Below are 24,199 nucleotides of genomic sequence, written 5' to 3' on the forward strand. Positions count from 1 at the left end.
GCATGAATCGGACGCACGCGGCGTATCACGCCTCGAACGGCCGTTCCCCCAGCGCCTCGACCACGTAGTCGACGAAGCAGGTGATGCGCGCGGCCAGCGCCGTGTTGCGGTAGTAGACGGCGTTGACGGGCTGGCGCACGTCGACGGCCACGTCCTGGAACAGCGGCACCAGGCGGCCGGCGCGCACGTCGGCGCGCGTCATGAAATCGGACATGCAGGCCAGCCCCAGGTCGCACAAGGCCATCTGGCGCAGCGTCTCGCCGCTGGACGTGGCGATCGCCGGCTTGATGCGCATCAGTTCGCCGCCGGCGTCGCGCAGCGGCCAGTCGTTCAGCGTCTCGGGCTGGCTGAAGCCCAGCAGCGCATGGCCGGCCAGGTCGGCGGGCGTCGCCGGCGTGCCGTGGCGCGCCAGGTAGCCGGGCGAGGCGAACACCCGGATGCGGCTGGCGCCCACCAGGCGCGCGTGCAGCGTCGAATCGCGCAAGGCGCCGATGCGCAAGGCCACGTCGGTGCGCTTTTCGATCAGGTCGATGATGCCTTCGTTGGAATTGAGCTCCAGCTCGACCTCGGGATAGCGCTCGCGGAAGCCCGCCAGCAGCGGCACGATCACGTGCAGCATGAACGGCGTGGCCGCGTCCACGCGCAGGCGGCCGACCGGACGCAGGCGCCGCGCCGCCATCTGCTCCTCGGCTTCGTCGACCGACGCCAGGATGGCGCGCGCATGCTGCAGGAAGGCCGCGCCCTCCTCCGTCAATTCGAGCCGGCGCGTCGTGCGGCGCAGCAGCGTCGTCTGCAGCTTTTCCTCCAGCCGGCCGAGCGTGCGGCTGGCGGCCGAGATCGTCAAGCCGAGCTGTTCCGAGGCGGCCGTGATCGAGCCGGTGTCGACCACGGCCACGAAGGCCTGCATTTCGTCGAGGGTCGTCTTCATATTTGCATTGGAATCAAAAGAATTTTGAGCATACACAGCTTAATCGACAAATATAAAGCGCGCATACTGCTCTCAGATTATTGATTGAGGAGTTACCCAATGAGCATTCCATCGTTCGGCGTCGGCACCTTCCGCCTGACCGGCCAGACCGTCATCGATTCCGTACGCACCGCGCTGGAACTGGGCTACCGCGCCGTCGACACCGCCCAGATCTACGGCAACGAAGCCGAGGTGGGCCAGGCGATCGCCGAGAGCGGCGTCGCCCGTGCCGACCTGTTCCTGACGACCAAGATCTGGACCGACAACTACGCCAAGGACAAGCTGGTGCCGAGCCTGCGCGAGAGCCTGGACAAGCTGCGCACCGACTACGTCGACCTGACCCTGATCCACTGGCCGGCCCCCGGCAACGGCGTCGGCCTGCCCGAATACATGGAAGCGCTGGCCGAGGCGAAGTCGCTGGGCCTGACGCGCCGGATCGGCATCTCGAACTTCAATATCGCGCTGACACGGCAAGCCGTCGACGCCGTCGGCAAGGGAGAGATCGCCACCAACCAGGTCGAGCTGAGCCCCTACCTGCAGAACGCGACGCTGGCCGCTTTCCTGAAGGAGCAAGGCATCGCCGTCACCTCCTACATGACGCTGGCCTACGGCAAGGTGTTGCAGGACCCGGTATTGAAACGGATCGCCGACAAGCACCAGGCCACCGTGGCCCAGGTCGCGCTGGCCTGGGCGCTGCAGCTGGGCTACGCCGTGATCCCGTCCTCGACCCGGCGCGAGAACCTGGCCAGCAACCTGCTGGCGCGCGACCTGAAGCTCGATGCGGACGACATGGCCGCCATCGCCGCGCTCGAACGCAATGGGCGCGAAGTCGACCCGGCCGGCCTGGCGCCGGAATGGGATTGAGGACGGCGCCATGACGAATGCCCTCGACCGCCTCGTCGCCGGTGGTTTCAGCATCGGCATCGAGGCGCCGCTGGACAACGACTGGACGCCGGACGGCGATGCGGCCCGCCGCGCGGCCGGACGCCTGCCCGGCGAGCCGGACCTGCAGCGCCATGCGGAGCTGGCCAGGCTGGCCGACCGCCTCGGCTTTCGCGCCCTGTGGGTGCGCGACGTGCCGCTGTACGACCCGTCGTTCGGCGACGCGGCCCAGGTCTTCGAGGTGTTTTCCTACCTCGGCTACCTGGCCGGCATCACGCGCGACATCCTGCTCGGCACGGCCGCCGTCGTGCTGCCGCTGCGCGAGCCCCTGCTGACGCTGAAATCCGCCGCCACCGTGCAACATCTGAGCGGCGAGCGCCTGCTGCTGGGCGTGGCCAGCGGCGACCGTCCCGTCGAATACCCGCTGTTCGGGCGCGACTTCGACGGCCGCGGCAGCAGTTTCCGCGAGCAGGTCGCGCTGCTGCGCGGCGGCGCCGCGGACCTGCCCGGCGGCCTGGCCGTGCTTCCGCGGCAGGCGTCCCCGCTGCCCCTGCTGGTGGCCGGCCTCGCCCAGCAACAGCCGGACTGGATCGGCGCCCACATGGACGCCTGCCTCGCCTACCCGGGCACGCCGGGGGACCACTTGCGCCGCGTGGCGGCCTGGCGCGCCGTCGCGGGCGGCAAGCCGTATGCCACCTTCATCCACCTGGACCTGGCCGAGGACCCCGACGAACCGCTGCAACGCCACCGCTTCGGCCTGCGCGGCGGACGCCTCGCGCTGATCGATGAGCTGCGCGCGCTGCGTGCCGGCGGCGTCGGCCACGTCGGCCTGCATTTCCGGCGCAACCGGCGCCCGCTCGGCGACACCTTCCACGAGATCGCCGAGACGGTGCTGCCGCATTTTCATGGACAAACCGAGACGACCCATGCCTGAACAACACGATCCCCTTTTCCGCCCCCTGACCCTGGGCAGCCTGCCGCTACCGAACCGCATCGTGATGCCGCCGATGACGCGCTCGCGCGCCAGCCAGCCCGGCGACGTGCCGAATGCCCTGATGGCCGAGTACTACGCCCAGCGCGCCAGCGCCGGCCTGATCGTCAGCGAAGGCACCTGGATTTCCCCGCTCGGCAAGGGCTATGCCTGGACGCCCGGCATCCACACCCCGGCGCAGGTCGACGGCTGGCGCCTCGTCACCGATGCCGTGCACGCGGCCGGCGGCACCATCTTCGCCCAGCTCTGGCACGTGGGCCGCCTGAGCCATGCGAGCCTGCTGGGCGGCCAGCCGCCCGTGTCCTCGTCCGCCATCCAGGCCGAAGGCGTGAACGTGTTCGTCGCCGAGGCCGACGGCAAGCCCGGCTTCGTGCAGGCCTCGATGCCGCGCGCCCTGTCGGTGGAGGAAATCCGCGCCGTCGTCGACGACTACCGCCAGGCCGCCGGCAACGCGGTGGCGGCCGGCTTCGACGGCGTCGAACTGCACGCGGCCAACGGCTACCTGGTCAACCAGTTCATCGACTCGAACGCCAACGACCGCGGCGACCAGTACGGCGGCTCGCTGGAAAACCGCCTGCGCTTCCTGGGAGAAGTCGCCCGTGCGCTGGTGCAAGGCGTGGGTGGCGATGCCAAGCGCGTCGGCGTGCGCCTGGCGCCGCTGACGACGCTGAACGGCTGCGTCGACGCCGATCCGGAAACGACCTACCTGGCGGCCGCGAAGCTGCTGGGCGAGATCGGCGTGGGCTATATCCACATCGCCGAAGCGGACTGGGACGACGCGCCGCACATGCCCCTCGACTTCAAGCAGCGCCTGCGCGCCGCCTTCCCCGGCATCCTGATCTACGCCGGCAAGTACGACGGCGCGCGGGCGCGGGAAGCGCTGGACGCCGGCTGGGCCGACATGATCGCCTTCGGCCGTCCCTTCGTCGCCAACCCGGACCTGCCGGCGCGCCTGCGCCAGGGCGCGCCGCTCGCCGCGCACGACCGCGATACACTGTTCGGCGGCGGCGCGCACGGCCTGACCGACTATCCGGCCTTGCAGGCGGCCTGACCGCCTCTGCGTTGCGTCGTAGCGTGGGCGCGGCCGGCGTAGGCACCGTGTGCCCACCGGATGTGTACGTCACCTCAGCCACGCCGTCCCTGGACTTAAGGACGGCTTATTTGCGCGCGCTGCGCTTGCCTTGGAGCCCATCCTTACGTAAGAATGGTGATGTCAGGTACACCACATTTTCCGGTTCATTGCGTCACCTAGCGAGGATTCCGATGGACATTTCCTTCCCGCCTCAATCTGCCTACGAAGCACGGGCGACGAGCGTTGCCTTTCCCGCCGTCGTCAACGGCCATCCCCGGCGCTGCCTCGTCACGGAAGAAGCGCTGGAAGACCATTTCGGCGCCACTTCCATGGAGCCGGACCACCTGCGGCAGATCTTCGAAGCGAACCGGGGAGAAATCCAGGTCGTCGCGCAGGAGCGTTTCCTGAGCGGGGCGATGGGGGATGTGTTCTTGCGGACGCAGGATTTTCAATCCTGACGGAGGAATGGAGCGGGTGAAGGGAATCGAACCCTCGTCTTAAGCTTGGGAAGCTCCTGCTCTACCATTGAGCTACACCCGCGTTGCCTGCATTCTACGCGGGTTTTACACGCGCTGACAACATCGTGGTCCGGCTCGAAGTCAAGAGGGGCGACGTGGCAGGACGCCCTGCACGGTACTCACATATTTTCTTGGCAGACACGACAATAAGCTTTTCCGCCAAATCTCGATTTATTATTCCAGCAATATTTGGCAACGACTTGAGCGATTGGTTTTTTGCAGTTCGCGCAAAAATATTTCTTTTCTTCGCCTCGCCTCTCGGCCGTCGAATCCGGGACGACCGTCGCCTCCGAACTCATATGTGCAACCCAGCCCTTGCCAACTATCACCTGTTCCAGTTCGAATTTTTTAATGTAGTCGACGCGACTCGGCGTATGGAGAGCGTGCAATTTCTTTCCAAGACCGATCACTGTCTCACTGGAGCATAACTTCAGGATACCGATCGTATCCTTGAGTTTTACTTCGTCGAGCTTTTTGTCGTACCACGAGAAGAATTGATCAAGCTTGATGATTGACGCATCCATATTCGATGATTGTGGCCGATTAATCACCGACTTCGGCGAGACTAGGACCACTGAATGGAAGGACGGCTGCAAGGTAATGCCAAGGCGCTTGGGCAACCCGATTTCCTTGAAAGCGTCTTTGAGTACGGATATATGGCGTGCATTCTGTTCGACCGGAGAGGGAATACCTATTTCCTTACCCTCATAGATCGTCGAAAATTCACCCAGCTCATTGATTGACAGGCCCGTGCTGAATGTCTTCGTTTCCAGAACGAAGACTTCCAAGAGCCGGTTGATCAGTATATGGTCGATCTGCGCCATACGTCCGTCGATTTCGAGGCGAAGATCGTGGATGACGCATAAATTCTTGCTGCGCGCGGCGTAGAAATCGATCTCGTATGCGGCCTGTTTTTCCGTTGCCATTCCAATCGATAAGGACCGCAGTTCCCTTTCTACCAGCCGTTTTCTTTCCAAGGGGACGCGTTCGTGAGCAAGCAAATTCTTAAGAATCGCAATCTGGGGTTCTTTGTCGTCTGCGCTTTTGATGAGCATGATTACCTGAGCCACATACCATTACAATATTGCATTGTATCAACCATAGCGCTGCGCTGTGACAATCTTCACAATGTTGAGGCTGAAAAGAAACATCGAAACACATGCTCATTACAGGCAGGTCAACAAACCTACGACAAGGGCTCACCTTTTCCCTGCAGGCGCTCGCGATAGGTCGCCGGCGTCGCCCCGAACGTGCGCTTGAACAAGCCGATGAAGGTACTCGGCGTCGAATAGCCCAGCTCCAGCGCAATGGCCGTCACCGCCGCGCCGTCGGCCAGCATTTCCAATGCCCGCAGTAGCCGGGCGCGCTGGCGCCAGGCGGTGAAGGTGAATCCCGTTTCCAGCACGAAGTGGCGGCTCAGCGAGCGCGCGCTGGTGGCGGCCCAGGCCGCCCACTCTTCCAGGCTGCGTTCCGTGGACGGGTCGGCCAGGATGGCGCGGGCGATGCGCAGCAGGCGCGCGTCCCGCGGCAGCGGCAGGCCCAGCGCGTCGACGGGCAGCGTGCGGATCTCGTCGAGGATGACGGCGGCGATGCGTTCGCCCCGCGCGTCCAGCGCGCCCGGCGGCCAGGTGGCGGCGCGCAGCACGCCCTCGCGCAGCAGGCCGGACACGCGGATGCTGCAGGGCTGCGCCGGCAAACCGGCGCACTCGTCGTGGGCCACGTACACGGCGTAGCCCGCGAACGGTCCGTGCGAGCGCGCCCAATGCACTTGGTACGGCGGCACCCACACCGCATGCGTCGTCGGCACGACCCAGACGCCCGTGTCCAGCCCCACCGTCAGCAGGCCGCGCGTGGAGCCGAACAACTGGCCGCGGCGGTGGCTGTGCGGGGCCGAACCGCGTTCCGTGTCGTCGCTCCCGGCCAGCACGATCACGGGCGGGGCATCGGATTCGGTGACGAAGTGTACGTCGGCCGGAAAGTCGCTCATGGCGTCAAATCGATATACATTGGCTCGGCCATTGTACAGGCGCCAAACAGGTCGAACCTACACTGGCATCTCTTCCAGGAGACCGCCATGCTTGATCCCGCCTTCCCCGACCTCGATGCCCTCTACGACCCGCCCGCCGAGCGCATCCAGAAAGCCGTCCTCGACCACCTGATCGACTTCCACCGCGACTATCTGGGCGCCGCCACCTTCTTCTGCCTGGCGACGGGCAGCAGCCGCGGACTGGACGCGTCGCCGCGCGGCGGGCCGCCGGGCTTCGTCCACGTGCTGGACGACCGCCACGTCGCGTTTGCCGACTGGCCCGGCAACAACCGCATCGAGTCGATGCGCAACCTGGCGCAGGACGAGCGCGCGGGCATGCTGTTCCTCTTTCCCGGACTGGACATCTTCATGCGCATCAACGGCCGCGCCCGCGTACGGACGACGCCGGAACTGCTGGACCAGCTGGCCGAGGGCGGCAAGCGGCCCAAGACGGCGATCGTGGTGGCCGTCGACGAGGTGCTGTTCCATTGCGGCAAAGCGATCAACCGGGCCGGCCTGTGGAAGCCGGACGCGCAGCGCGACCGCCGCGCGCTGCCCACGCCGGGCCAGATGCTCACCGCGATGAACGCCGCCGCCGGCAAGCAAGCCGACCCGGCCGAAGCCGCACAGCTCGACGCCCACTACGACCACGCGGTCAAGCACGACCTGTACGGCTGATCTTGATGCACGGCCAAGCTGGTTAGATGGTTTTTGAATAACGATGTAACTTCATCGTCCTTGGTGCGCGTGCCGGCGGACCGTATAGTGGAGGCTCCCATTACTACGCATGGAGCCTGGCCGATGGCCGATTTCGATATCCACGGCATCGTGAATGCGCTGCACGATGTACGGCGCCAATGGCGCGCGGCGCACCGGCCGCCCGGCGAACCGAACGGCATCGCCTTCCCTTCGCTCGATGCCGTCGCGGCCATCGTCGGCCAGCTCAAGGGCGTGCTGTTCCCGATGCGCCTGGGGCCGCCCTGCCTGCGCCAGGACAGCGAGAATTTCCACGTCGCCCACGCGCTCGACTCGGCGCTGCATGCGCTGCTGGTCCAGGTGCGTATCGAGCTACGCTACAGCGCCGCCTTGCGCCAGCTGGGCAGCACCGACATCGACGGCCAGGCACTGGCCGCCGTGCGCGACTTCGGCGCGGCGCTGCCCGGCATCCGCCAATTGCTCGACAGCGACGTGCTGGCCGCCTACCACGGCGACCCGGCCGCGCGCAGCGTCGACGAAGTGCTGCTGTGCTATCCGGGCATCCTGGCGATGATCCACCACCGCCTGGCGCACCGCCTGTACGCGCTGGGACTGCCGCTGCTGGCGCGCATCGTCGCCGAGCTGGCGCATGGCGAGACGGGCATCGACATCCATCCGGGCGCGCAGATCGGCGCCGGCTTCTTCATCGACCACGGCACCGGCGTCGTGATCGGCGAGACGGCCGTCATCGGCGAGCGCGTGCGCCTGTACCAGGCCGTCACGCTGGGCGCCAAGCGCTTCCCCGCGAATGCCGACGGCACGCTGCAGAAGGGCTTGCCGCGCCATCCGGTGCTGGAAGACGACGTCGTCATCTATGCGGGCGCCACGCTGCTGGGGCGCATCACCGTGGGCAAGGGCGCCGTCATCGGCGGCAACGTCTGGCTGACGCACGACGTGCCGCCGGGCGCGCGCGTGGCCCAGGCGGCATCGCGCGACGATACGACCGCGCCGGGCGGCGACGGGCTGGGCGGGCGCTAGCGCCGTCGCCCCTGCGAAGGCAGGGGTCCGATGTTTCACGCGTTGCGGTGGCGCTTGCGACATTGGGTCCCGGCCTGCGCCGGGACGACGGTCTCGTTGCCAACGGGTGTCGTTCAATGCGCCGAGGCCTAGTTAGGGCTCTCGACCGCGTAACCCTTGGCCTGCAGCGCCGCCAGGTAGCCTTTCGGGCCGACGATGTCGCGCATCTCCAGCACGGCGAACGTCGATGCGTTCGCTGCCAGCGATTTCTCCGCCGTCCTGAGCCAGGACGCGCGCAGGCGTTCGCGCATCTGGCGCAGGCCCGCGGCATCCTTCACGAAAGAACTGCCCAGGACTGCGTCGAGGCAGGTGTCCTGGCGGTCCGTGTAATCCAGGCTGTGGATCTCGGCGATATTGCCGTTGGCCCAGGCATTGGCGCGCTGGCGCATCGTCTCGAGGTCGACGTCCAGCGTGTCGAGCGTGCTGGCCAGGCAGGCGACGTCGTCGACCTGCGAGGTCTTGAAATCCTGTACCAGCTTGCGTGGATCGTCGAGCACCACGTCGTAGCCGGAATCGCTCATGCGCACCTTGTTCTTCTTGGCGATCTTCTCGATCTTGCCGATCACTTCCGTGCCGAAGCTCAAGCCGTTCTTCTTGACGCCGGCCAGCATCAGTTCTTCCCCGGCGAACAGGGGCCGGTAGTGCTCCACGCCGCTGTCGGCGCCGATGTATTTTTCCTTGAGCACCGTCCAGTGCGTGTACAGCTCGGCCGGCAACACGTCGCGCAGCTGGGCATCGTCCGGGTTCTTCTTGATGCCGATCAGTTCCGGCAAGGCGGTCAGCCCGCTGAAGAAGCCGATGTGCGCCTTCGCGATCGGCGGCTTGAGCACTTCCTGCGAACGGCTGACGAGGCGCTCGATGCGCGCCGTGTCCCACTCCATCTTCGCCGGCAACGGGGAGTAGGTGCCGAACACCCACATCACGTGCCCGCCGCGGCTGCTGACCTTCCACACGCCGGGACCGGGACGGCGGCCGGACACGACCACGGTGGCCGGCGCGGTCGCCTCCACGGCGGCCGCGGGCGGTGCGCTCCCCTCCGCCGTCTGCGCTTGCGCGGCGGCCGCGCCGAGGCACAGGACGAACGCCAGGTGCTTTGTATTCAGATAATGTTTCATCACCATCATCTTACCCAAGGTTGGGTTCGCTTACCTGGGACTCTCGACCGTATAGCCCTTCGCCGCCAGGTCCGCCAGGTAGCCGCGTTCACCGAGGATGTCCTTCATCTGCAGGATGGCGAAGGTCGAGGCATTGCCGGCCAGGGACTTTTCCGCGCTCTGCAGCCAGGCCGCGCGCAGGCGGCCCGGCATGTCCTGGAATTGCGTGTTGTTGCGCGCGACCGAACTGTTCAGGATGGCGCTGTTGCAGGCGTCTTCCCGCTCGGTGAAATTAACGCTGCGGATCTCGGCGATATTGCCGTTGGCCCAGGCATTGGCGCGAGCACGCATGGCGTCGATGTCACCGTCGATGCTGTCGAGGGTCTTGGTGAAGCAGGCGACGTCGTCCATCTGCTGCTTCTTGAATTCCTGGATCATCTTGCGCGGCTCTTCCACGTCGAACTCGAAGCCCGTCTTGCTGACCTTGACCTTGTTCTTCCTGGCGATGTCCTCGATGGCCTTGACCACTTGCACGCTCGTGGCCAGGCCGTTCTTCTTCATGCCGGCCTGGCGCAGTTCCTGGCCGGCGAAGATGGGGCGGTAGCGCTCGACGCCGTCGTCGTCGCCCAGGTATTTTTCCTTGAGGCCCGTCCAGCGCGCATAGACGTCGGCCGGCAACACGTCACGCAACTGGGCGCCGTCCGGGTTCTTCTTCAAGCCGACCAGGCTGGGCAGCAAGGTGATGCCGCGGAAGAAGCCGACGTGGCCGTTGGCGCCCGGCGGCATCAGCACTTCCTGGGACTGGGCGACGAGGCGTTCGACGCGCGACGCGTCCCACTCCATCTTCGCGGGCAGCGGCGAGTAGGTGCCGAACACCCACATCACGTGCTCGCCCTTGGACACCTTCCACACGCCGGGACCTGGACGGCGGCCCGAGACGACGATCTGCGTCGGCGCCTCCACCAATTCGGGCACGGGTGCGCCCGGTGCGGCAGCCGGCGTGTCAGGAGTGTCGCCGGCGGCGCCGGTCTGCGCCAGCGCCGGCAAGGCAAGGACTGCGAAGTACAGCGCGCATGCGGTTCGTTTGCTCATCGTGCATCCCTTTGTTGTTGTGTCGCAAAAGATTAGCGACAAAGACGAGCTTAGCCCATCTCAACAACAAAGTGTTACGATTTTGACATGCATATATCGCACGGCATCACACGCCGAGGTCGCCCTGTTCGCCCGCCTCCGGCGGCCGCTCCAGCAGTTCGTGCGCGAGTTTGAGGCTGTCGACCATCACCTTGAACGCCTCGCGCTTGGCGTCCTCGCTCGGCACGCGCAGCACGTACGAAGGGTGGTAGGTGGTGACGACCCAGTGCCCTTCGTGCCGCATCGGCTTGCCGAGGTAGTGCTTCAGCGTGACGTTGGCCGTACGCAGCACGGATTTCAATGCGGTGGCGCCCAGCGCCACGATGACGGTCGGCTTGACGCTGGCCAGCTCCTTGTCCAGCCAGTAGTGGCAGGCCTCGATCTCGCGCTGCACGGGGGTCTTGTGCAGGCGGCGCTTGCCGCGGGGCTCCCATTTGAAATGCTTGACGGCGTTGGTGACGTAGATCGTGTCGCGGTCGACGCCGGCCTGTTCGCACACGCTGTCGAGCAGCTTGCCGGCGGGCCCGACGAAAGGCTGGCCGGCCAGGTCTTCCTGGTCGCCCGGCTGCTCGCCGACGAACATGATCTTCGCCTTCTTCGGCCCCTCCCCCGGCACGGCCTGGGTGGCGAATTCCCACAGTTCGCAGCGGCGGCACTCGTCCAGCTTGGAGGGCTGCTGGCGCTCGGGCTGGGCATCGGCGGGGGCGATGGGAATCGTCGTGCCCTTGCGCTGGCCCACCGCCTCGTACTGGCCGACCTTGCGCGCGCCGCGCGAGGCGTCCTTGACCATCTGCGGCACGATCTTCGCTTCCGGCAGGTTCTTCCAGCGATCCGACGCGATGTGCTGGTGCATGATGTCCGCGTTCAGGCGCGCCGGGTTGAACACGCTGCGGTAATAGGTCAGCCACAGCGCCTCGCCGCTGTCCTCGAGGTCTTCCGGCCCCTTCGCCAGCGGGCCGGCGTCGTGCAGCGTCCGGCCGTCCCACAGCACGCTCGCCTCGGGCGTGGCGATCATCCAGCTGACCTTGCCCATGCGGGCGACGAAGTGCCGCGCCACCTGGGGCAGCACGTCGTGGCGCGGCTCGTACCAGGCGACGAAGCGCGGCGGGCCCGCCTGTTCGGGACGTTCGCGGAATCGGATAAAGGCATGCATGTCGTGCTCCTCGCGTCGCACCGCCTTGACCATCGCGTTCAGGCGCGCGCCGTCTTCGTCGGCCGGCGACTGCACGTCGTGCTCGCCCTGCTGCCAGCGCCAGATCACGCGGTACAGAAAGGCCCAGCGGTCCGGCACGCGGCAGCAGGCGGCGCTCTGCAGCATGTCCATGAAAGCGCGCGGGATGTGCGGGGCGGGCCGCAGCGGCTGCTGCCGGGACGGGTCCGGCGCGGGCGGCGGTGTGCCTGCATTATCCCCAGCAGCGGCCGGCGGCGGCGCACTCGTGAGCAGGTCGCCGCCCGTGTGCGGCGAGCCCCAGGTGACGTCCTGGGGCGGAACATCGTGCGCCAGCAGTTCGCGCGCGGCGTCGCGCCAGGCGGAGAAGCCGTCGACCAGCAGCGGCAGGCCCGCGCGCACCTGCGCGACGGCGCTCCTGGCCGCGCTCATGCCGCCTGCAGCTCCGGCCACAGGCTCATCTGCTCGGGCGCGTCGGCCATGCTGCGCCGGAGCAGTTCGGACGAGGCCGCGCCCTGCGCCGGCTTGTAGTCCGCGGTGACGACGAAGGGCGCCAGCTTCTTCATGCTGCAGCGCAGGCGCGACAGGTCCTCCCAGCGGATGCGGCGCAGCCGGCGCAGGTCGATCAGGCGCTTGGCCGAGCGCAGGCCGATGCCGGGCACGCGCGCGATCATCATCTCGTCGGCGCGGTTCAGGTCGAGGGGAAAGTGCTCGCGGTTGGTCAGCGCCCAGGCCAGCTTCGGGTCGATGTCGAGCGGCAGGTTGCCAGCCTGCGGCATCAGCTCGCCCGCCGTGAAGCCGTAGCCGCGCAGCAGGAAGTCGGCCTGGTACAGGCGGTGTTCGCGCAGCAGCGGCGGCGGCGCCGACGGCACGCTGGACGGGCTTTGCGGGATCGGGCTGAAGGCCGAGTAGTACACGCGCTTGAGCTTGTAGCTGCCGTACAGCGTCTGCGCCGTGTTAAGGATGGTGCGGTCGTCGCTGGCGTCGGCGCCGACGATCATCTGGGTGCTCTGCCCGGCCGGCGCAAAGGTGGGCGCCTTCGGGTGGTCGTCCTTCTCGTCCAGCTTGGTGCGGATGGAACCCATCGCCAGCTTGATCGTGTGGACGTTCTTTTCCGGCGCCAGGCGCGTCACGCTGTCCTGGGTCGGCAGCTCGATGTTGACGGACAGGCGGTCGGCGTACTTGCCGGCCAGTTCGATCAGGCGCGGGTCCGCGTCGGGGATGGTCTTGAGGTGGATGTAGCCACGGAACTTGTGCACTTCGCGCAGGCGGCGCGCGACCTCGACCAGCTGCTCCATCGTGTAGTCGCTGGACTGGATGATGCCGGAGCTGAGGAACAGGCCGTCGATGTAGTTGCGCAGGTAAAAATCCTGCGTCAGCTTGACCACTTCGTCGACCGAGAAGCGGGCCCGCGGCACGTTCGACGTGCGGCGGTTCACGCAGTACTGGCAATCGTAGATGCAGAAATTGGTCAGCAGGATCTTGAGCAGCGAGACGCACCGTCCGTCCGGCGTATAGCTGTGGCAGATGCCCATGCCGGTGGACGCACCCAGGCCGTCCTTGTCCAGCGAGTCGCGCTTGGGCGCGCCGCTGCTGGCGCAGGACGCATCGTATTTGGCGGCATCGGCCAGGATCTCCAGCTTGTCCTTGAGTTCCATCCACGAATTCCGGTACTGTATGGAAATACAGTATAACCCGGTGTTGCGGCGCCGACCGTACGCACGCGCACATCGGCGGGTCAAATCCTGGACAGTGTGGGGAAATATGCATATTTCCCCCGTGGAGAGGGTCTAAGGGCCTAGAGAATGTTACACTGCAAATGTTGTCGGCAAGACACCTTTGGATTCCTATGTCCGTACAGTATCGCAACAACGTGCACATCGCAGGCAACGGGCCCGTCACCATCGTGTTTTCCCATGGCTTCGGCTGCGACCAGACCATGTGGCGTTTCGTCGCGCCGGCCTATGCCCAGCGTTATCGCACCATCCTGTTCGACCTGGTCGGCAGCGGCGGGTCCGACCTGTCGGCCTACGACCGCAAGAAGTACGGCAGCCTGCACGGCTATGCCGACGACCTGCTGGAAATCCTCGATGCCTATGCGCCCGGCCCCGTCGTCTTCGTCGGGCACTCGGTCAGCGCGATGATCGGCCTGCTGGCATCGATCAAGGCGCCCAAGCGCTTCGCGGCCCAGGTCATGGTCGGTCCCTCGCCCAGCTTCATCAACGACGGCGACTACGTCGGCGGCTTCAACCGCGAAGACATCGGCATCCTGCTGCAGACCATGGAAGACAACTTCGCGGCCTGGTCGGAAAAAGTCGCGCCGATGATCATGGGCGCGCCCAACCGCCCCGAGCTGGGCACGGAACTGATCGAGAGCTTCTGCCGCAACGACCCGTCGATCGCCAAGCATTTCGCGCGCGTGACCTTCCTCGCCGACCACCGCGCCGACCTGCCGAAATCGACCGTGCCGGCCCTGATCCTGCAATGCAGCGACGACCTGATCGTGCCGCGCGAAGTGGGCGCCTACATGCAGCGCTGCATGCCGAACAGCATCCTGGCCGTGATCGACAACGTCGGCCACTGCCCGCACCTGAGCGCGCCGTCGGCCAGCTCGCGCGTGATCGACGAGTTCCTGGCGCAGACGCTGGGCTAAGCGGCACACATAGGGTGCACATGCAGCGCCAGCGCACGGAACTTGCACACCTTGCACTGCCACGACTTTAGCGTTTCAACTTGACGGCATCAAAAAACCAGCCATCCCAAAAAACGACAAGATGATTCGGGTTTTTAACGAACGCTGACGTGCAATCCAAGTGTACGATTGTTACCGGATTGGGCAGGCCGAGATGGTCGCTGTCGGCGTGATAACGCTCACGTAGGTAGAGTCTGGGTTCGACGCGCTCTGCCTCAAAATCAGGCGTCGAGCATATACGCTTACCAAGTTGCAGCTGCTCCTTGGATATCCGTAGCGTACTGCCGACGAGCAGCTTTGCCTCGCGCTCATCAAGCGATGTAATGTCGGCGGCATCGAGCGCTGCTGTTAGTTTCCATCGACCGACAACGCTATAGTCGGTCGAGTCGGCTGCATGCGCTGAAAATGTCGGCCAAGCCGACAAGGAAATTGCAGCGACAAAAACAATGTGATGGATACGCTGGCGCAGATTCGCGAGATGCAAGAAAAACATATGTATCCCCTACTTATTGTTTCCCGTTTCATTCTTTACGCGAAATGGCGCGCTCTCTTCCTTACGTCGCTCGATTAAACCAGGAGCGATTACCAATTTCTTTTTTCCTTTTTCAACAACAGCAACCTTGATCATTTTTGAGATATTCGCCGCGGCACCTTCAAAATCCCCGCTATTAACAAAGCTGTACGTCCCTTCCATACCGCCTACCCCAGCGTTATATGTCAAGCTTACAAGCGAATCGAATTGCGCTTGATTAACTGCAACCTTCACCCTCATGCGGACATATCTCTCTGCCTCTGCCACACGTCGTTCGAACTCCTGATCAACCATATCGGCGCTGACCTTCTCCTTCAACTCATCAGGTGTGCAAACGCCTTTATGTGCAAGGATGCCCGCGCCCCATGTGCAATTCCCCCTGTCCTTTCCCATGTCATTGTAATAACGATAAACCGCCTTCTCAGTCGCACGCATCCGCGCACGGGCTTCTGGCGACATTTTCATCCCAGCATTGGGACTCATCGCCCTCGCCGCTTTACCAGTCATGAATAGCTCCATGGTCGAGAAACGAACAATCTAGCATTTCAACAAAGAGGGCTACTGAGCTAACACAAGCAACCTCTGCCATAGGTGCTGCAAAAATAAAGGACCAATAAAAACCGGAGGAAATATGGCAATCGACGTGTATCTTCAAATTGATGGGATCAAAGGCGAATCTCAGGACGACAAGCACAAAGACTGGATTGAATGTGAATCTGTGAATTGGGGCCTGATACAGCCACGCAGCGCGACCGCATCGACAGGCGGCGGTCATACTGCCGAGCGCGTCGAGATTCAGGAGATCACACTCAGCAAAATAGCTGACTTGTCGTCGCCGATTTTGATGCAAACCTGTGCGATGGGGAAAACAATTCCGAAAGCCAAGTTCGAATTCATGCGTGCCGATGGCAATGGCGTTCCCATCAAGTACTTCGAGATCGAATTAGAGAATGTGCTCATCGGCGCAATTTCTCCAGGAATCGAAGCGGGTTCGATCTTGGGCGAGCACGTAAGCCTGAAATTTTCCAAAGTCAAATGGAAATACACGCAGCAAAAGATTGGCGGCGGCACTGGTGGCTCGACGGTTGGCGGCTAGGACTTGGCGGCCAATAAGGTTGCGTAAATAAACGATATATCGAGAAGCTCCGGAGCGCCGAGCTTCGTACCACCGAAGAAGCTTGGTCGCCAAAAGTACGGGCATGAGCCGCAGAGGCTGACGGCGATACCATTGTGGGATTCTTGGCCGACCATCACGCCGAGATGCGTTACTGGCGCAGACGCTGGGGTGAACGTTCAGGCGTCGAACAGGTAGCGCAGCGCGCGCCGGTGGAGATCGAGCATGATGCGCGGACCGTCGACCAGCAAGACGTCGCGCTCCATCGACAGATGGACGTCCTGCTCGTTCCAGCGCAGCCAGCGCGGCTGCTTGCGCCGGTAGCGGTGCACGCCCTCCTCGACACCGGCGTGCACGAAACCGCCCGACAGCATCCTCTCCTCGAGGACCTGGAATGCCTGCGCCCGTCCCGGTCCATGCACGACGAACCGCGACGGGCGCGCCAGCCAGACCGCCGGCAGGCTGCCCGCGAGGGCCCCGATCAGCGGCACGCCGAAGTGTGCACGATCGCCGCCGTGCCACCAGATCAGCAGTCCTCCGAAAAGGATCACCGCGGCCACGCAGCCCACCCAGCTGAGGAATTGGGGAAGAGAGTTGAAGAACAGGAGGCGCCGCCGCAGCGGCACGGTCGATTCGACCCTGCCCAGCTCGATCCTCACGCCGTTCCCACGTAGGCGCTGGCCTGCGCCAGCAGCGCCGGCTCCATGCGCGCGGCGATGCGCTGCAGGTAGCTGGCGGCGCCCGCCACGCCGCCGGCCGCGGCGCGGTGCAGCCAGGCATAGGCTTCCACGGGGTCGGCCTGCACGCCCTGGCCGGCCGCGTACATCACCCCGAGGTTGAACTGGGCCCGTGCATGGCCCTGGCGGGCCGCGCACAGGTACCAGAAATGCGCGGCCTCGACGTCGTGTTCGGCGCCGTTGCCGCTGTCGTGGCGCAGGCCGAGCGCGAACTGGGCCAGCGCATGGCCCTGGTCGGCCGCCTTGCGGTACCAGCCGGTGGCCTCGCGCGGGTCGGCGCCGTCGTCGCGGTCCAGCAGCCTGCCCAGCGCGTACTGGGCGGGCGCGTAGTCCTGGTCGGCCGCCTTGCGGTACCAGTACAGCGCCTCGGCGTCGTCGCGCGCCGTGCCAGCGCCGCCATGTTCGTAGCGCAACGCCAGGTCGAACTGGGCGCGCAGGTGGCCCTGCGCGGCCGCGCGGCGGTACCAGTCGAGCGCTTCGGCCGCACGGGCCGGATCCTGGGCGTCGCCGTGGCCGGCATCGAGCAGCTGGGCGAGGTGGTACTGGGCGCCGGCGAAGCCCTGCTCGGCCGCCTGGCGGTACCAGTGCGCCGCCTGCGCATGGTCGCGCTCCACGCCCTGGCCGTGTTCGTAGGCCAGGCCGAGGTTGTCCTGGGCGCCCGGGTGGCCCTGCGCGGCGGCGCGGCGGTACCACGCCAGCGCCAGCGCCGGGTCGCGCGCCGTGCCGTGGCCGCCGTCGTAGACGAGGGCCAGGTTGAACTGCGAACTCGCGTGGCCCTGCTCGCCGGCGCGGCCGTACCACAGGATCGCCTTGGCGCTGTCCTGCGGCAGGTCCAGGCCCTTGTCGTAGCGCAGGCCGAGGTTGAACTGGGCCGGCGCATAACCCTGCTCGGCGGCCTTGCGCAGCCATTCGATGGCCTGGGCCGTGTCGCGCTCGACGCCCTGGCCGCTGTCGTAGCGCAGCGCCAGGTTGAACTGGGCGCGCGCGTAGCCCTGCCCGGCCGCCTTGCGGTACCAGGCGACGGCCTGGGCCACGTCCTGGACGACGCCCTTGCCGCCCTCGTACATCATGGCCAGGTTGTGCTGGGCGCCGGGATCGCCCTGTTCGGCGGCGCGGCCGAACCAGTGCAGCGCCTGGCGCACGTCGGCCTGCACGCCCTGCCCCTTCGCATACAGCCAGCCCAGGTTGTACTGGGCCTGGGCATAGCCCTGCTCGGCCGCCTGGCGGTACCAGTACACGGCCTGCGCCAGGTCGTGCGGCACGCCCTGGCCCTTCTGGTACATCACGCCCAGGTTGTACTGCGCCTGTTCCAGTCCGCTGCTGGCCGCCATCCGGTACCAGGCGACGGCCAGCTCGTCGCTCTGCGCCACGCCCTGGCCGTGCGCGTACATGAAGCCCAGGCTGTGCTGGGCAGTGGCGACGCCGCGCTCGGCCAACGCCTTCACGCGCAGGAATTCGGCCGTGTGGCGGCTGTCGGCGGAAGGGGGAGCGGCGTCGGCGACGGACATGGCGCGCGGGACGGTCTCAAGCGTGGTAGGCCAGCGCGGCGCCGGTCTTCGCGCCCTGCTCGCGCAGCACGTCGACGAAGCGGCCAAGAGGCATCGGGCGGTGGTACAGGTAGCCCTGCATGGTCAGGCAGCCGTTGGCACGGAGGTAGCGCGCCTGCGCCTCGGTCTCCACGCCCTCGGCGATCAGGCCCAGGCCCAGGCCGCGCGCGATCGAGATGATCGCCAGGATCACCGGATAGTGCCCGTGCTCGTCGTGGATCTCCTTGACGAAGGACTGGTCGATCTTGACGGTATGGACCGGGAAGCGGTGCAGGTAGGCCAGCGACGAGTAACCGGTGCCGAAGTCGTCGATCGCCACCGACACGCCCAGCTGCCCCAGCTTGTTGAGCTGCTCGATCGCGTGCTGCGGGTTGCGGATGCAGATGTTCTCGGTGATCTCGACCTCGATCTGGCTGGGCGCGATCCCGTGGCGCACCAGCGCGCCGCGCATCTTCTCGAAGAAGTCGCCGCGGTCCAGGTATTGGGGCGACAGGTTCAGCGACAGCCGCACGCCGCCGCCGCCGATGCCCTGCCACTGCAGCATGTCGCGGCACAGCGCGCCGATCATCCAGTCCGAGATCGGGATCATGAGGCCGTTCTCTTCCGCGAACGGCAGGAATTCGCCGGGCGAGACCACGCCGCGGGTCGGATGGTTCCAGCGCATGAGCGCCTCGGCGCCGACGATGCGCCCGCCGATCGCATCGATCTGCGGCTGGTAGTACATCTCCAGTTCGCCGTTTTCGAGCGCGCGGCGCAGGCTCTGCTCGAGCGCGATCTTCTGGTGCGACACTTCCTGCATCGACGGATCGTAGAACGCATGGCCGTTCTTGCCCTGCCCCTTGACCTGGTACATGGCGATGTCGGCGTGGCGCAGCAGCTCGTCGATCGACTCGCCGTGGCTCGGGTAGATGGCGATGCCGATCGAGGCCGAGATGTGCACTTCGTGGCCGTCCAGGTCGAACGGCAGGTGCAGGCATTCGAGGAACTTGTCGGCCACGGCGCGCGCGTCGTCGCGGTCGCGCAGCTCGGGCAGCACGATGGTGAACTCGTCGCCGCCCTGGCGCGCCAGCGTGTCTCCCTTGCGCAGGCACTCCTTCAGGCGCGCCGCCACCTGCTGCAGCAGCTCGTCGCCCTTGACGTGGCCGAGCGTGTCGTTGACCAGCTTGAAGCGGTCCAGGTCGATGAACATCACCGCGAGTTCGGTCTGCTTGCGCTTGGCCTGGATGACGGCCAGGCCCAGGCGGTCCTTGAACAGGATGCGGTTCGGCAGGTCGGTCAGGATGTCGTGGTAGGCCTGGTAGGAGATGACTTCCTCGGCGCGCTTGCGGTCCGTGATGTCGCGCGCCACGCCGTAGGTGCCGAAGAATTCCAGCTTCTTGACCTCGTGGTCGGGCACGTGCATGCCGATCGCGTTCAGCGAGATCGTCATCAGGGTGTTGTTGAAGGTGCGTTCCTGGCTGCTGCCGGCATGGCACTTCAGGCGCAGCTCGACGTTGCGCGAGGCGCGCTCGTCGACGCGGCGCTCGTTGAACACGTAGCGCGCGCGCTCCAGGTCCTCGTCGTGCACGAGGATCGAGTAGTGCTGGCCGATCAGCTCGTCGCGCTTGTAGCCGAGCAGCTGGTAGGCGCGGTCGTTGATGAAGGTGAACTTGCCTTCATGGTTCAGCGTGTAGATGATGTCCGGCGACGAGTCCACCAGGTAGCGGTACATCTTCTCCGAGTTTTCCAGCTGGTTGGCGATGCGCGTATTCGCTTCCTGCAGGCGCCGCTGCTTGAGCGCGTTGGCCACGGTCTTGAGCAGTTCCTCGCGGCTGTAGGGCTTGCGCAGGTAGTCGTAGGCGCCGCGCTTCAAGGCGCCGATCGCGGCGTCGATGCCGACCTCGCCGCTCATCACGATGACGTCGGCGCCCACGCCGCGCTCGTTGATGAAGTCCATGATCTCGTGGCCCCCGATGTCGGGCAGGCGCAGGTCCAGCAGGACCAGATCGAACTGCAGCCGGGACAGGTGGGCGATGGCCTCGTTGCCGGTGGAGGCGGTCGTCAGCTGGAAGCCGCGGCCCTGCAGCAGTTCGTACAGCGAAGACAGCAGGCGTGGCTCGTCGTCGACCAGCAGGAGTCTGGGCTGGTACTCGGTGCCGGCCGTGGCGAGGGCCGGTGCATTCGCGTCGCGCGGGGAGTTGGGCGGGACGCTGGCGGAGAACGGGTTCATCATTACCTTATACGGATCCGAGCGCACGCACCGGCGATGGGGCCGGGACGCCCGCGCCGGCATGCGCCGGCAGCAAGATTTCAAAACTGGTTCCGGTGGAACCGCTGCGACAATCGATATGGCCGCCCAGCTTCTTGACCAGGCTGTGCACGATCGACAGGCCAAGGCCGTGGTGCGGGCCCTCCTTGGCGCTCTTCACGGCCGAGAACAGGTTGGCCAATACCTCGCGCGACAGGCCGGGGCCGGTGTCGGACACCACCAGCTCCAGGTACAGGCGGCGCTCGCGCGCGACGTGGCCGCGGCTGGCGATGCCGATCCGTCCGCCCCCGGCGGCCAGCGCCTCGATCGCGTTCTTGACCAGGTTGACGAGGATCTGCTTGAGGATGTCCGGATCGCCCTCGATGCGCCCTTCCTCGGCCAGGTCGACCGTGATCTCGACGTTGTCCGGGATGAAGTTCGTGGTGCGGAACAGGCGCAGCACGTCGTCGACGACGCGTGTCACGTCCGCCGTCAAGGCGTCCCGGCCATCGTCGCGATCGCCGTCGCGAACCGCATCCAGGTCCGGCTGGATCTCGGCCAGGCTGCCGACCAGCTGGCTGACGCGGTCGATCTCCTCGTTCAGGATCGACAGTTCGCCACCCACCGGCTCCTGGCGTTCCAGCTTGCTGTCCAGTACCGACAGGTAGTTCTTGATGATCGACAGCGGGTTGTTCACCTCGTGCACGACGCGGCGCGAGGCCTCGCGGTATTCCTCGGCCACGCTGGCGAGCTGGCGGCGCGCCTGGCGGCGTTCGGCCAGCGCCGTCTCCAGCGCCGTCGCGGCCTGGGTCGCGAACGACTGCAGGAAGCGCTCGCGCTTCTGGCAGGCCGGCAGCTGCCAATCCCTGACGCCGCCGACCAGCACGCCCAGGCAGCGCGCGCCGGCGACCAGCGGCACGCATACCAGCGCCTCGGCGCCGAGCAGGCGCAGCAACTGCTCTTCCGGCAGCGAGAGCGGTCGGCCGCCGGCGCCGTCGCGGCGCACGAAGCCCAGGCGCCGCTCCAGCGCGGACTGGGCCAGCGCGCCGCCGCGGGCGAGCGGGATCGCGAATTCGGCGATGCGCTGCGGGACGGCGCCGGGCGTGCCGACCAGCGCCTGGCCGGCCGGGTTCTCGAGCAGCACGACGGCGCTCTCGAAGTCGAACAGGATGCGCGCCGAACGCGTCATCGATTCCAGCAGCCCGTGCTCGCCGCCGCTGCCCTGCTGGCGCGCGAACACCTGGCCGACTTCCGACACCAGCACCAGGTTGCGCACCTCCTCGGACAGGCGCTGCTGCACCGGATCGACGGGCGGCAGCGGCGCCTGGGCAACCGGCACGGACACCGCGTCGGCGCCGGCCAGGTCGATGCCCAGCTGGATCGCGGTCCGCTCCACCTGGCGCGCAGCCTGCAGCAGCAATTCGCGCGGCTCGTCGGGGCCCAGGCCGCACAGTGCGCGCGCATCCTCGACCAGCGCCGCATCGTCGCCGTGGATGGCCAGCACGTGGGCCACGCGCACGATGCGGATCAAGGGGTGGGCCGCCTCCAGGCGCACGCTCGGCTCGTGGTGGTACAGCACCGAATCGGCCAGGAAGGAATCCAGTTGCCAGCGCTCGACCAGCCAGGCGCCCGCCTCGGTATGGGTGATCTGCAGCGTGCGCTGCTCGACGGCGCACAGGTTGTCGTCGTCGCGCGCGCCGAAGTTGAACGCGTATTCCCGGGGCGCCGCCGCCAGCAGGGCCAGGCGCCCGACGTTGTGCAGCAGGCCGGCCAGGTAGGCTTCTTCGAGCTGGCCGTAGCCGAGGCGGCGCGCCAGTTCGCGCGCCAGCACGGCGGCGGTCAGGGAATGCTTCCAGAACAGGCGCAGGTCGGTGGCGCCGGAATTCGGGAAGCTGTTGAAAGTCTGGAACACGGAATCGCTGATGACCAGCGTCTTGATCATGTCCGTGCCCAGCGCCACCATCGATTGCTCGAGGCTGACCTGGCGCGCGTTGCGGTGGTAGGCCGAGCTGTTGGCGACCGTGAGGATCTTGCCGGTCATGCCAGCATCCTGGGCCACCAGGGCGGCCAGTTCCGGCATCCCGAGGTCGTCCGCCTGCAGGTGGGCGAGCAGCTTGATGAGGATCTGCGGCATCGCCGGCAAACGGGCGATCAGCAGGCGATGTCGGATGTCCTGGTCAGGTTGATGGTGAGTTTCAAGCACGGCCGCCACTAGTGTTCTGGATTGGATGGCGGCCTTCCCCGGCGGGCGCTGCCATGAAGTGTCTTTTTGTGCTCGCTGGAACAGAGCGGTTTTTTGGGCCTTGTTCCGCGCGTAAAAAACTTATCTTAGCATATATACATTTCTGACCGGGAACAATACTTTCCCAATAAATTGCCGGTTTTTAGAGCAGGTACTCAAGCCCGATTTGTTGAAATCACACAAAAATGCTTTTGAGCAATATCAACAAATCCTTCAATGCAATGCCTTCAGACGCGTGTAGCGGCGCGACATGCCCCACAGTGCCAACGAAGCGACGGCGAACGCCGCCTGGCCCAGCGCCATGGCCAGCACCGAATGGTCCAGTGCCGGCACCACCAGCCCCGCCACGATCGCGCCCATCAGCGTGGTCATGAACGACTGGCAGGAAGCGACCGTGCCGCGGATGTGCGGGAACAGGTCGAGCGCCAGCAGCGTCGCGCTGGGGTTGATGACGGAACTGCCGAAGTTGTAGAAGAACATCGGCAGCACGGTCCACGGCAGGGCCGGCGGCAGGAAGGCGTGGTACGTGACGCTGAACGTGACGGCGCCCAGCATGAAGGCATAGCCCATGCCGATCTGGCGCGCGTAGTGCATCTTGCCGGCCAGGCGGTTGGCGGCCAGCGCGCCCAGGAAGATGCCGGCCACCGCCGGGATGAACAGCCAGGCGAATTCCGACGGCCCGAGGTGCAGGTGCACGGGCAGCAGCACGGGCGATGCGGCGATGAACAGGAACATGCCGCCGAAGTTCAGCGCCACGATGCCCGACTTCATCTGGAACATGAAGGAACTGAAGATGGTCCAGTAGCTCTCGGCCAGGAAGCGCGGGTTGAACGGCTGGCGCTTTTCGCGCGGCATGGTCTCGGGCAGGTGCTGCCAGCAGATCCACCACAGCACGGCGCTGAACAGCAGCAGCGCCAGGAAGATCGCGCGCCAGTCCAGCAGCGTGACGATCCAGCCGCCCAGCACCGGCGCCACCGCCGGGGCGATCGAGAAGATCATCGTCACCATCGACAGCAGGCGCGCCGCCGGCGCATCCGAATACAGGTCGCGGATGATCGCCCGCCCCACCACCACCCCGGCTCCCGCCGAGACGCCCTGCAGGATGCGGAAGACCCACAGGTAGTGCACCGAATGCGAGGCGGCGCAGCCGAGCGTGCCGACGGCGAACACGATCAGGCCCACCAGCACCACGTTGCGGCGGCCGAAGGCGTCGGCCAGGGCGCCGTGCCACAGCGACATGATGGCGAAGGCCAGCATGTAGGCGGTGAGCGTCTGCTGGACTTCGACGGGCGTCGCGTGCAGCGTTTCCTGGATGCGCGGGAAGGCCGGCAGGTAGGCGTCGACGGAGAACGGTCCCAGCATCGACAGCGCGGCCAGCAGCGAGGCCAGGCCGCCGGCCGACAGCATCGTGACCTTGTGCGGGGTGGGCAGCGGAACCGGGGTGACGGGGTCTTTCGGCAGGTTCGGGGGTTCGGGGGGCAGCATG

22 protein-coding genes and 1 tRNA gene are annotated in these 24,199 nt (G+C 66.0%); 8 read left to right on the forward strand and 15 right to left on the reverse strand.

The genetic code is table 11. The annotated features are described in order from the left end of the window. Positions 1–25: 25 nt before the first annotated feature. Positions 26–928, reverse strand: a complete 903-nt coding sequence (locus QPK32_RS13450) for a LysR family transcriptional regulator (protein ID WP_290413326.1) — start codon at positions 926–928, stop codon at positions 26–28. Positions 929–1,027: 99 nt separating this feature from the next. Here QPK32_RS13450 and dkgB point away from each other — a divergent pair, with 99 nt between their 5' ends. The 4 genes from dkgB to QPK32_RS13470 all read left to right on the forward strand — a co-directional run bounded on the left by dkgB (position 1,028) and on the right by QPK32_RS13470 (position 4,370). Then, positions 1,028–1,831 (forward strand): 2,5-didehydrogluconate reductase DkgB, encoded by an 804-nt coding sequence (gene dkgB, locus QPK32_RS13455; protein ID WP_290413327.1) that lies wholly within the window; start codon positions 1,028–1,030, stop codon positions 1,829–1,831. Between the two features lie 10 nt (positions 1,832–1,841). Continuing rightward, positions 1,842–2,783, forward strand: coding sequence for a TIGR03571 family LLM class oxidoreductase (locus tag QPK32_RS13460; protein ID WP_290413328.1), 942 nt, complete (start codon positions 1,842–1,844; stop codon positions 2,781–2,783). Then, positions 2,776–3,891, forward strand: a complete 1,116-nt coding sequence (locus tag QPK32_RS13465; protein ID WP_290413329.1) for an alkene reductase — start codon at positions 2,776–2,778, stop codon at positions 3,889–3,891. The genes QPK32_RS13460 and QPK32_RS13465 overlap by 8 nt, the downstream gene beginning before the upstream one ends. A 212-nt stretch (positions 3,892–4,103) precedes the next feature. Further along, entirely contained in the window at positions 4,104–4,370 is a 267-nt protein-coding gene (locus QPK32_RS13470; RefSeq protein ID WP_290413330.1) for a DUF1488 domain-containing protein, read from the forward strand. A gap of 8 nt (positions 4,371–4,378) precedes the next feature. Here the strand turns inward: QPK32_RS13470 and QPK32_RS13475 are convergent. The 3 genes from QPK32_RS13475 to QPK32_RS13485 all read right to left on the reverse strand — a co-directional run bounded on the left by QPK32_RS13475 (position 4,379) and on the right by QPK32_RS13485 (position 6,417). After that, positions 4,379–4,452 (reverse strand) — tRNA-Gly (locus tag QPK32_RS13475). 97 nt (positions 4,453–4,549) lie between these two features. Further along, the gene (locus QPK32_RS13480) at positions 4,550–5,485 is read right to left on the reverse strand and encodes a nuclease-related domain-containing protein (protein ID WP_290413331.1); all 936 of its coding nucleotides are present in this window, start codon (positions 5,483–5,485) and stop codon (positions 4,550–4,552) included. 131 nt (positions 5,486–5,616) lie between these two features. Beyond that, a complete protein-coding gene (locus QPK32_RS13485; RefSeq protein WP_290413332.1) occupies positions 5,617–6,417 on the reverse strand; it encodes a helix-turn-helix domain-containing protein in 801 nt (266 codons plus the stop codon). Positions 6,418–6,504: 87 nt separating this feature from the next. On the opposite strand from QPK32_RS13485, the gene QPK32_RS13490 reads away from it, so the two are divergent. Further along, positions 6,505–7,134, forward strand: a complete 630-nt coding sequence (locus QPK32_RS13490) for an MSMEG_1061 family FMN-dependent PPOX-type flavoprotein (RefSeq protein ID WP_290413333.1) — start codon at positions 6,505–6,507, stop codon at positions 7,132–7,134. 123 nt (positions 7,135–7,257) lie between these two features. Further along, positions 7,258–8,190 carry a serine O-acetyltransferase EpsC gene (gene epsC / locus QPK32_RS13495; RefSeq protein ID WP_290413334.1) on the forward strand — a complete coding sequence of 311 codons (933 nt, stop codon included), beginning with the start codon at positions 7,258–7,260 and terminating at the stop codon, positions 8,188–8,190. 128 nt (positions 8,191–8,318) lie between these two features. Here epsC and QPK32_RS13500 read toward each other — a convergent pair whose 3' ends face one another. The 4 genes from QPK32_RS13500 to QPK32_RS13515 all read right to left on the reverse strand — a co-directional run bounded on the left by QPK32_RS13500 (position 8,319) and on the right by QPK32_RS13515 (position 13,280). Beyond that, positions 8,319–9,344: a TraB/GumN family protein gene (locus QPK32_RS13500; RefSeq protein ID WP_290413335.1), complete on the reverse strand. Its 1,026-nt coding sequence runs from the start codon at positions 9,342–9,344 to the stop codon at positions 8,319–8,321. A 30-nt stretch (positions 9,345–9,374) separates the two neighbouring features. Then, a complete protein-coding gene (locus QPK32_RS13505; protein ID WP_290413336.1) occupies positions 9,375–10,415 on the reverse strand; it encodes a TraB/GumN family protein in 1,041 nt (346 codons plus the stop codon). 106 nt (positions 10,416–10,521) lie between these two features. After that, positions 10,522–12,054 (reverse strand): UdgX family uracil-DNA binding protein, encoded by a 1,533-nt coding sequence (locus QPK32_RS13510; protein WP_290413337.1) that lies wholly within the window; start codon positions 12,052–12,054, stop codon positions 10,522–10,524. Then, positions 12,051–13,280, reverse strand: coding sequence for a putative DNA modification/repair radical SAM protein (locus QPK32_RS13515; RefSeq protein ID WP_290413338.1), 1,230 nt, complete (start codon positions 13,278–13,280; stop codon positions 12,051–12,053). The genes QPK32_RS13510 and QPK32_RS13515 overlap by 4 nt, the downstream gene beginning before the upstream one ends. A gap of 191 nt (positions 13,281–13,471) precedes the next feature. On the opposite strand from QPK32_RS13515, the gene QPK32_RS13520 reads away from it, so the two are divergent. Further along, complete coding sequence (locus QPK32_RS13520) at positions 13,472–14,275, forward strand: alpha/beta fold hydrolase (protein ID WP_290413339.1); 804 nt, start codon at positions 13,472–13,474, stop codon at positions 14,273–14,275. Between the two features lie 67 nt (positions 14,276–14,342). Here the strand turns inward: QPK32_RS13520 and QPK32_RS13525 are convergent, their stop codons facing one another. Together QPK32_RS13525 and QPK32_RS13530 are read right to left on the reverse strand one after the other, a co-directional pair. Next, the gene (locus tag QPK32_RS13525) at positions 14,343–14,807 is read right to left on the reverse strand and encodes a hypothetical protein (protein ID WP_290413340.1); all 465 of its coding nucleotides are present in this window, start codon (positions 14,805–14,807) and stop codon (positions 14,343–14,345) included. A gap of 9 nt (positions 14,808–14,816) precedes the next feature. Further along, positions 14,817–15,353: a lysozyme gene (locus QPK32_RS13530; protein ID WP_290413341.1), complete on the reverse strand. Its 537-nt coding sequence runs from the start codon at positions 15,351–15,353 to the stop codon at positions 14,817–14,819. Between the two features lie 124 nt (positions 15,354–15,477). On the opposite strand from QPK32_RS13530, the gene QPK32_RS13535 reads away from it, so the two are divergent. After that, positions 15,478–15,942, forward strand: coding sequence for a type VI secretion system tube protein Hcp (locus tag QPK32_RS13535; RefSeq protein ID WP_290413342.1), 465 nt, complete (start codon positions 15,478–15,480; stop codon positions 15,940–15,942). A gap of 197 nt (positions 15,943–16,139) precedes the next feature. Here the strand turns inward: QPK32_RS13535 and QPK32_RS13540 are convergent, their stop codons facing one another. From QPK32_RS13540 to QPK32_RS13560, 5 genes are all read right to left on the reverse strand, one after another. Further along, complete coding sequence (locus QPK32_RS13540; RefSeq protein ID WP_290413343.1) at positions 16,140–16,619, reverse strand: hypothetical protein; 480 nt, start codon at positions 16,617–16,619, stop codon at positions 16,140–16,142. Continuing rightward, complete coding sequence (locus tag QPK32_RS13545) at positions 16,616–18,205, reverse strand: tetratricopeptide repeat protein (RefSeq protein WP_290413344.1); 1,590 nt, start codon at positions 18,203–18,205, stop codon at positions 16,616–16,618. The genes QPK32_RS13540 and QPK32_RS13545 overlap by 4 nt, the downstream gene beginning before the upstream one ends. Before the next feature lie 16 nt (positions 18,206–18,221). Further along, positions 18,222–20,456, reverse strand: a complete 2,235-nt coding sequence (locus QPK32_RS13550) for a bifunctional diguanylate cyclase/phosphodiesterase (RefSeq protein WP_290413345.1) — start codon at positions 20,454–20,456, stop codon at positions 18,222–18,224. Positions 20,457–20,460: 4 nt separating this feature from the next. Beyond that, positions 20,461–22,605, reverse strand: a complete 2,145-nt coding sequence (locus QPK32_RS13555) for an HDOD domain-containing protein (protein ID WP_290413454.1) — start codon at positions 22,603–22,605, stop codon at positions 20,461–20,463. Positions 22,606–22,926: 321 nt separating this feature from the next. Beyond that, positions 22,927–24,198 carry a multidrug effflux MFS transporter gene (locus QPK32_RS13560; protein ID WP_290413346.1) on the reverse strand — a complete coding sequence of 424 codons (1,272 nt, stop codon included), beginning with the start codon at positions 24,196–24,198 and terminating at the stop codon, positions 22,927–22,929. Between the last annotated feature and the right edge of the window lies 1 nt (position 24,199).

This window comes from Massilia sp. YIM B02763 (genome assembly GCF_030412015.1).
GTDB lineage: Bacteria > Pseudomonadota > Gammaproteobacteria > Burkholderiales > Burkholderiaceae_D > Telluria.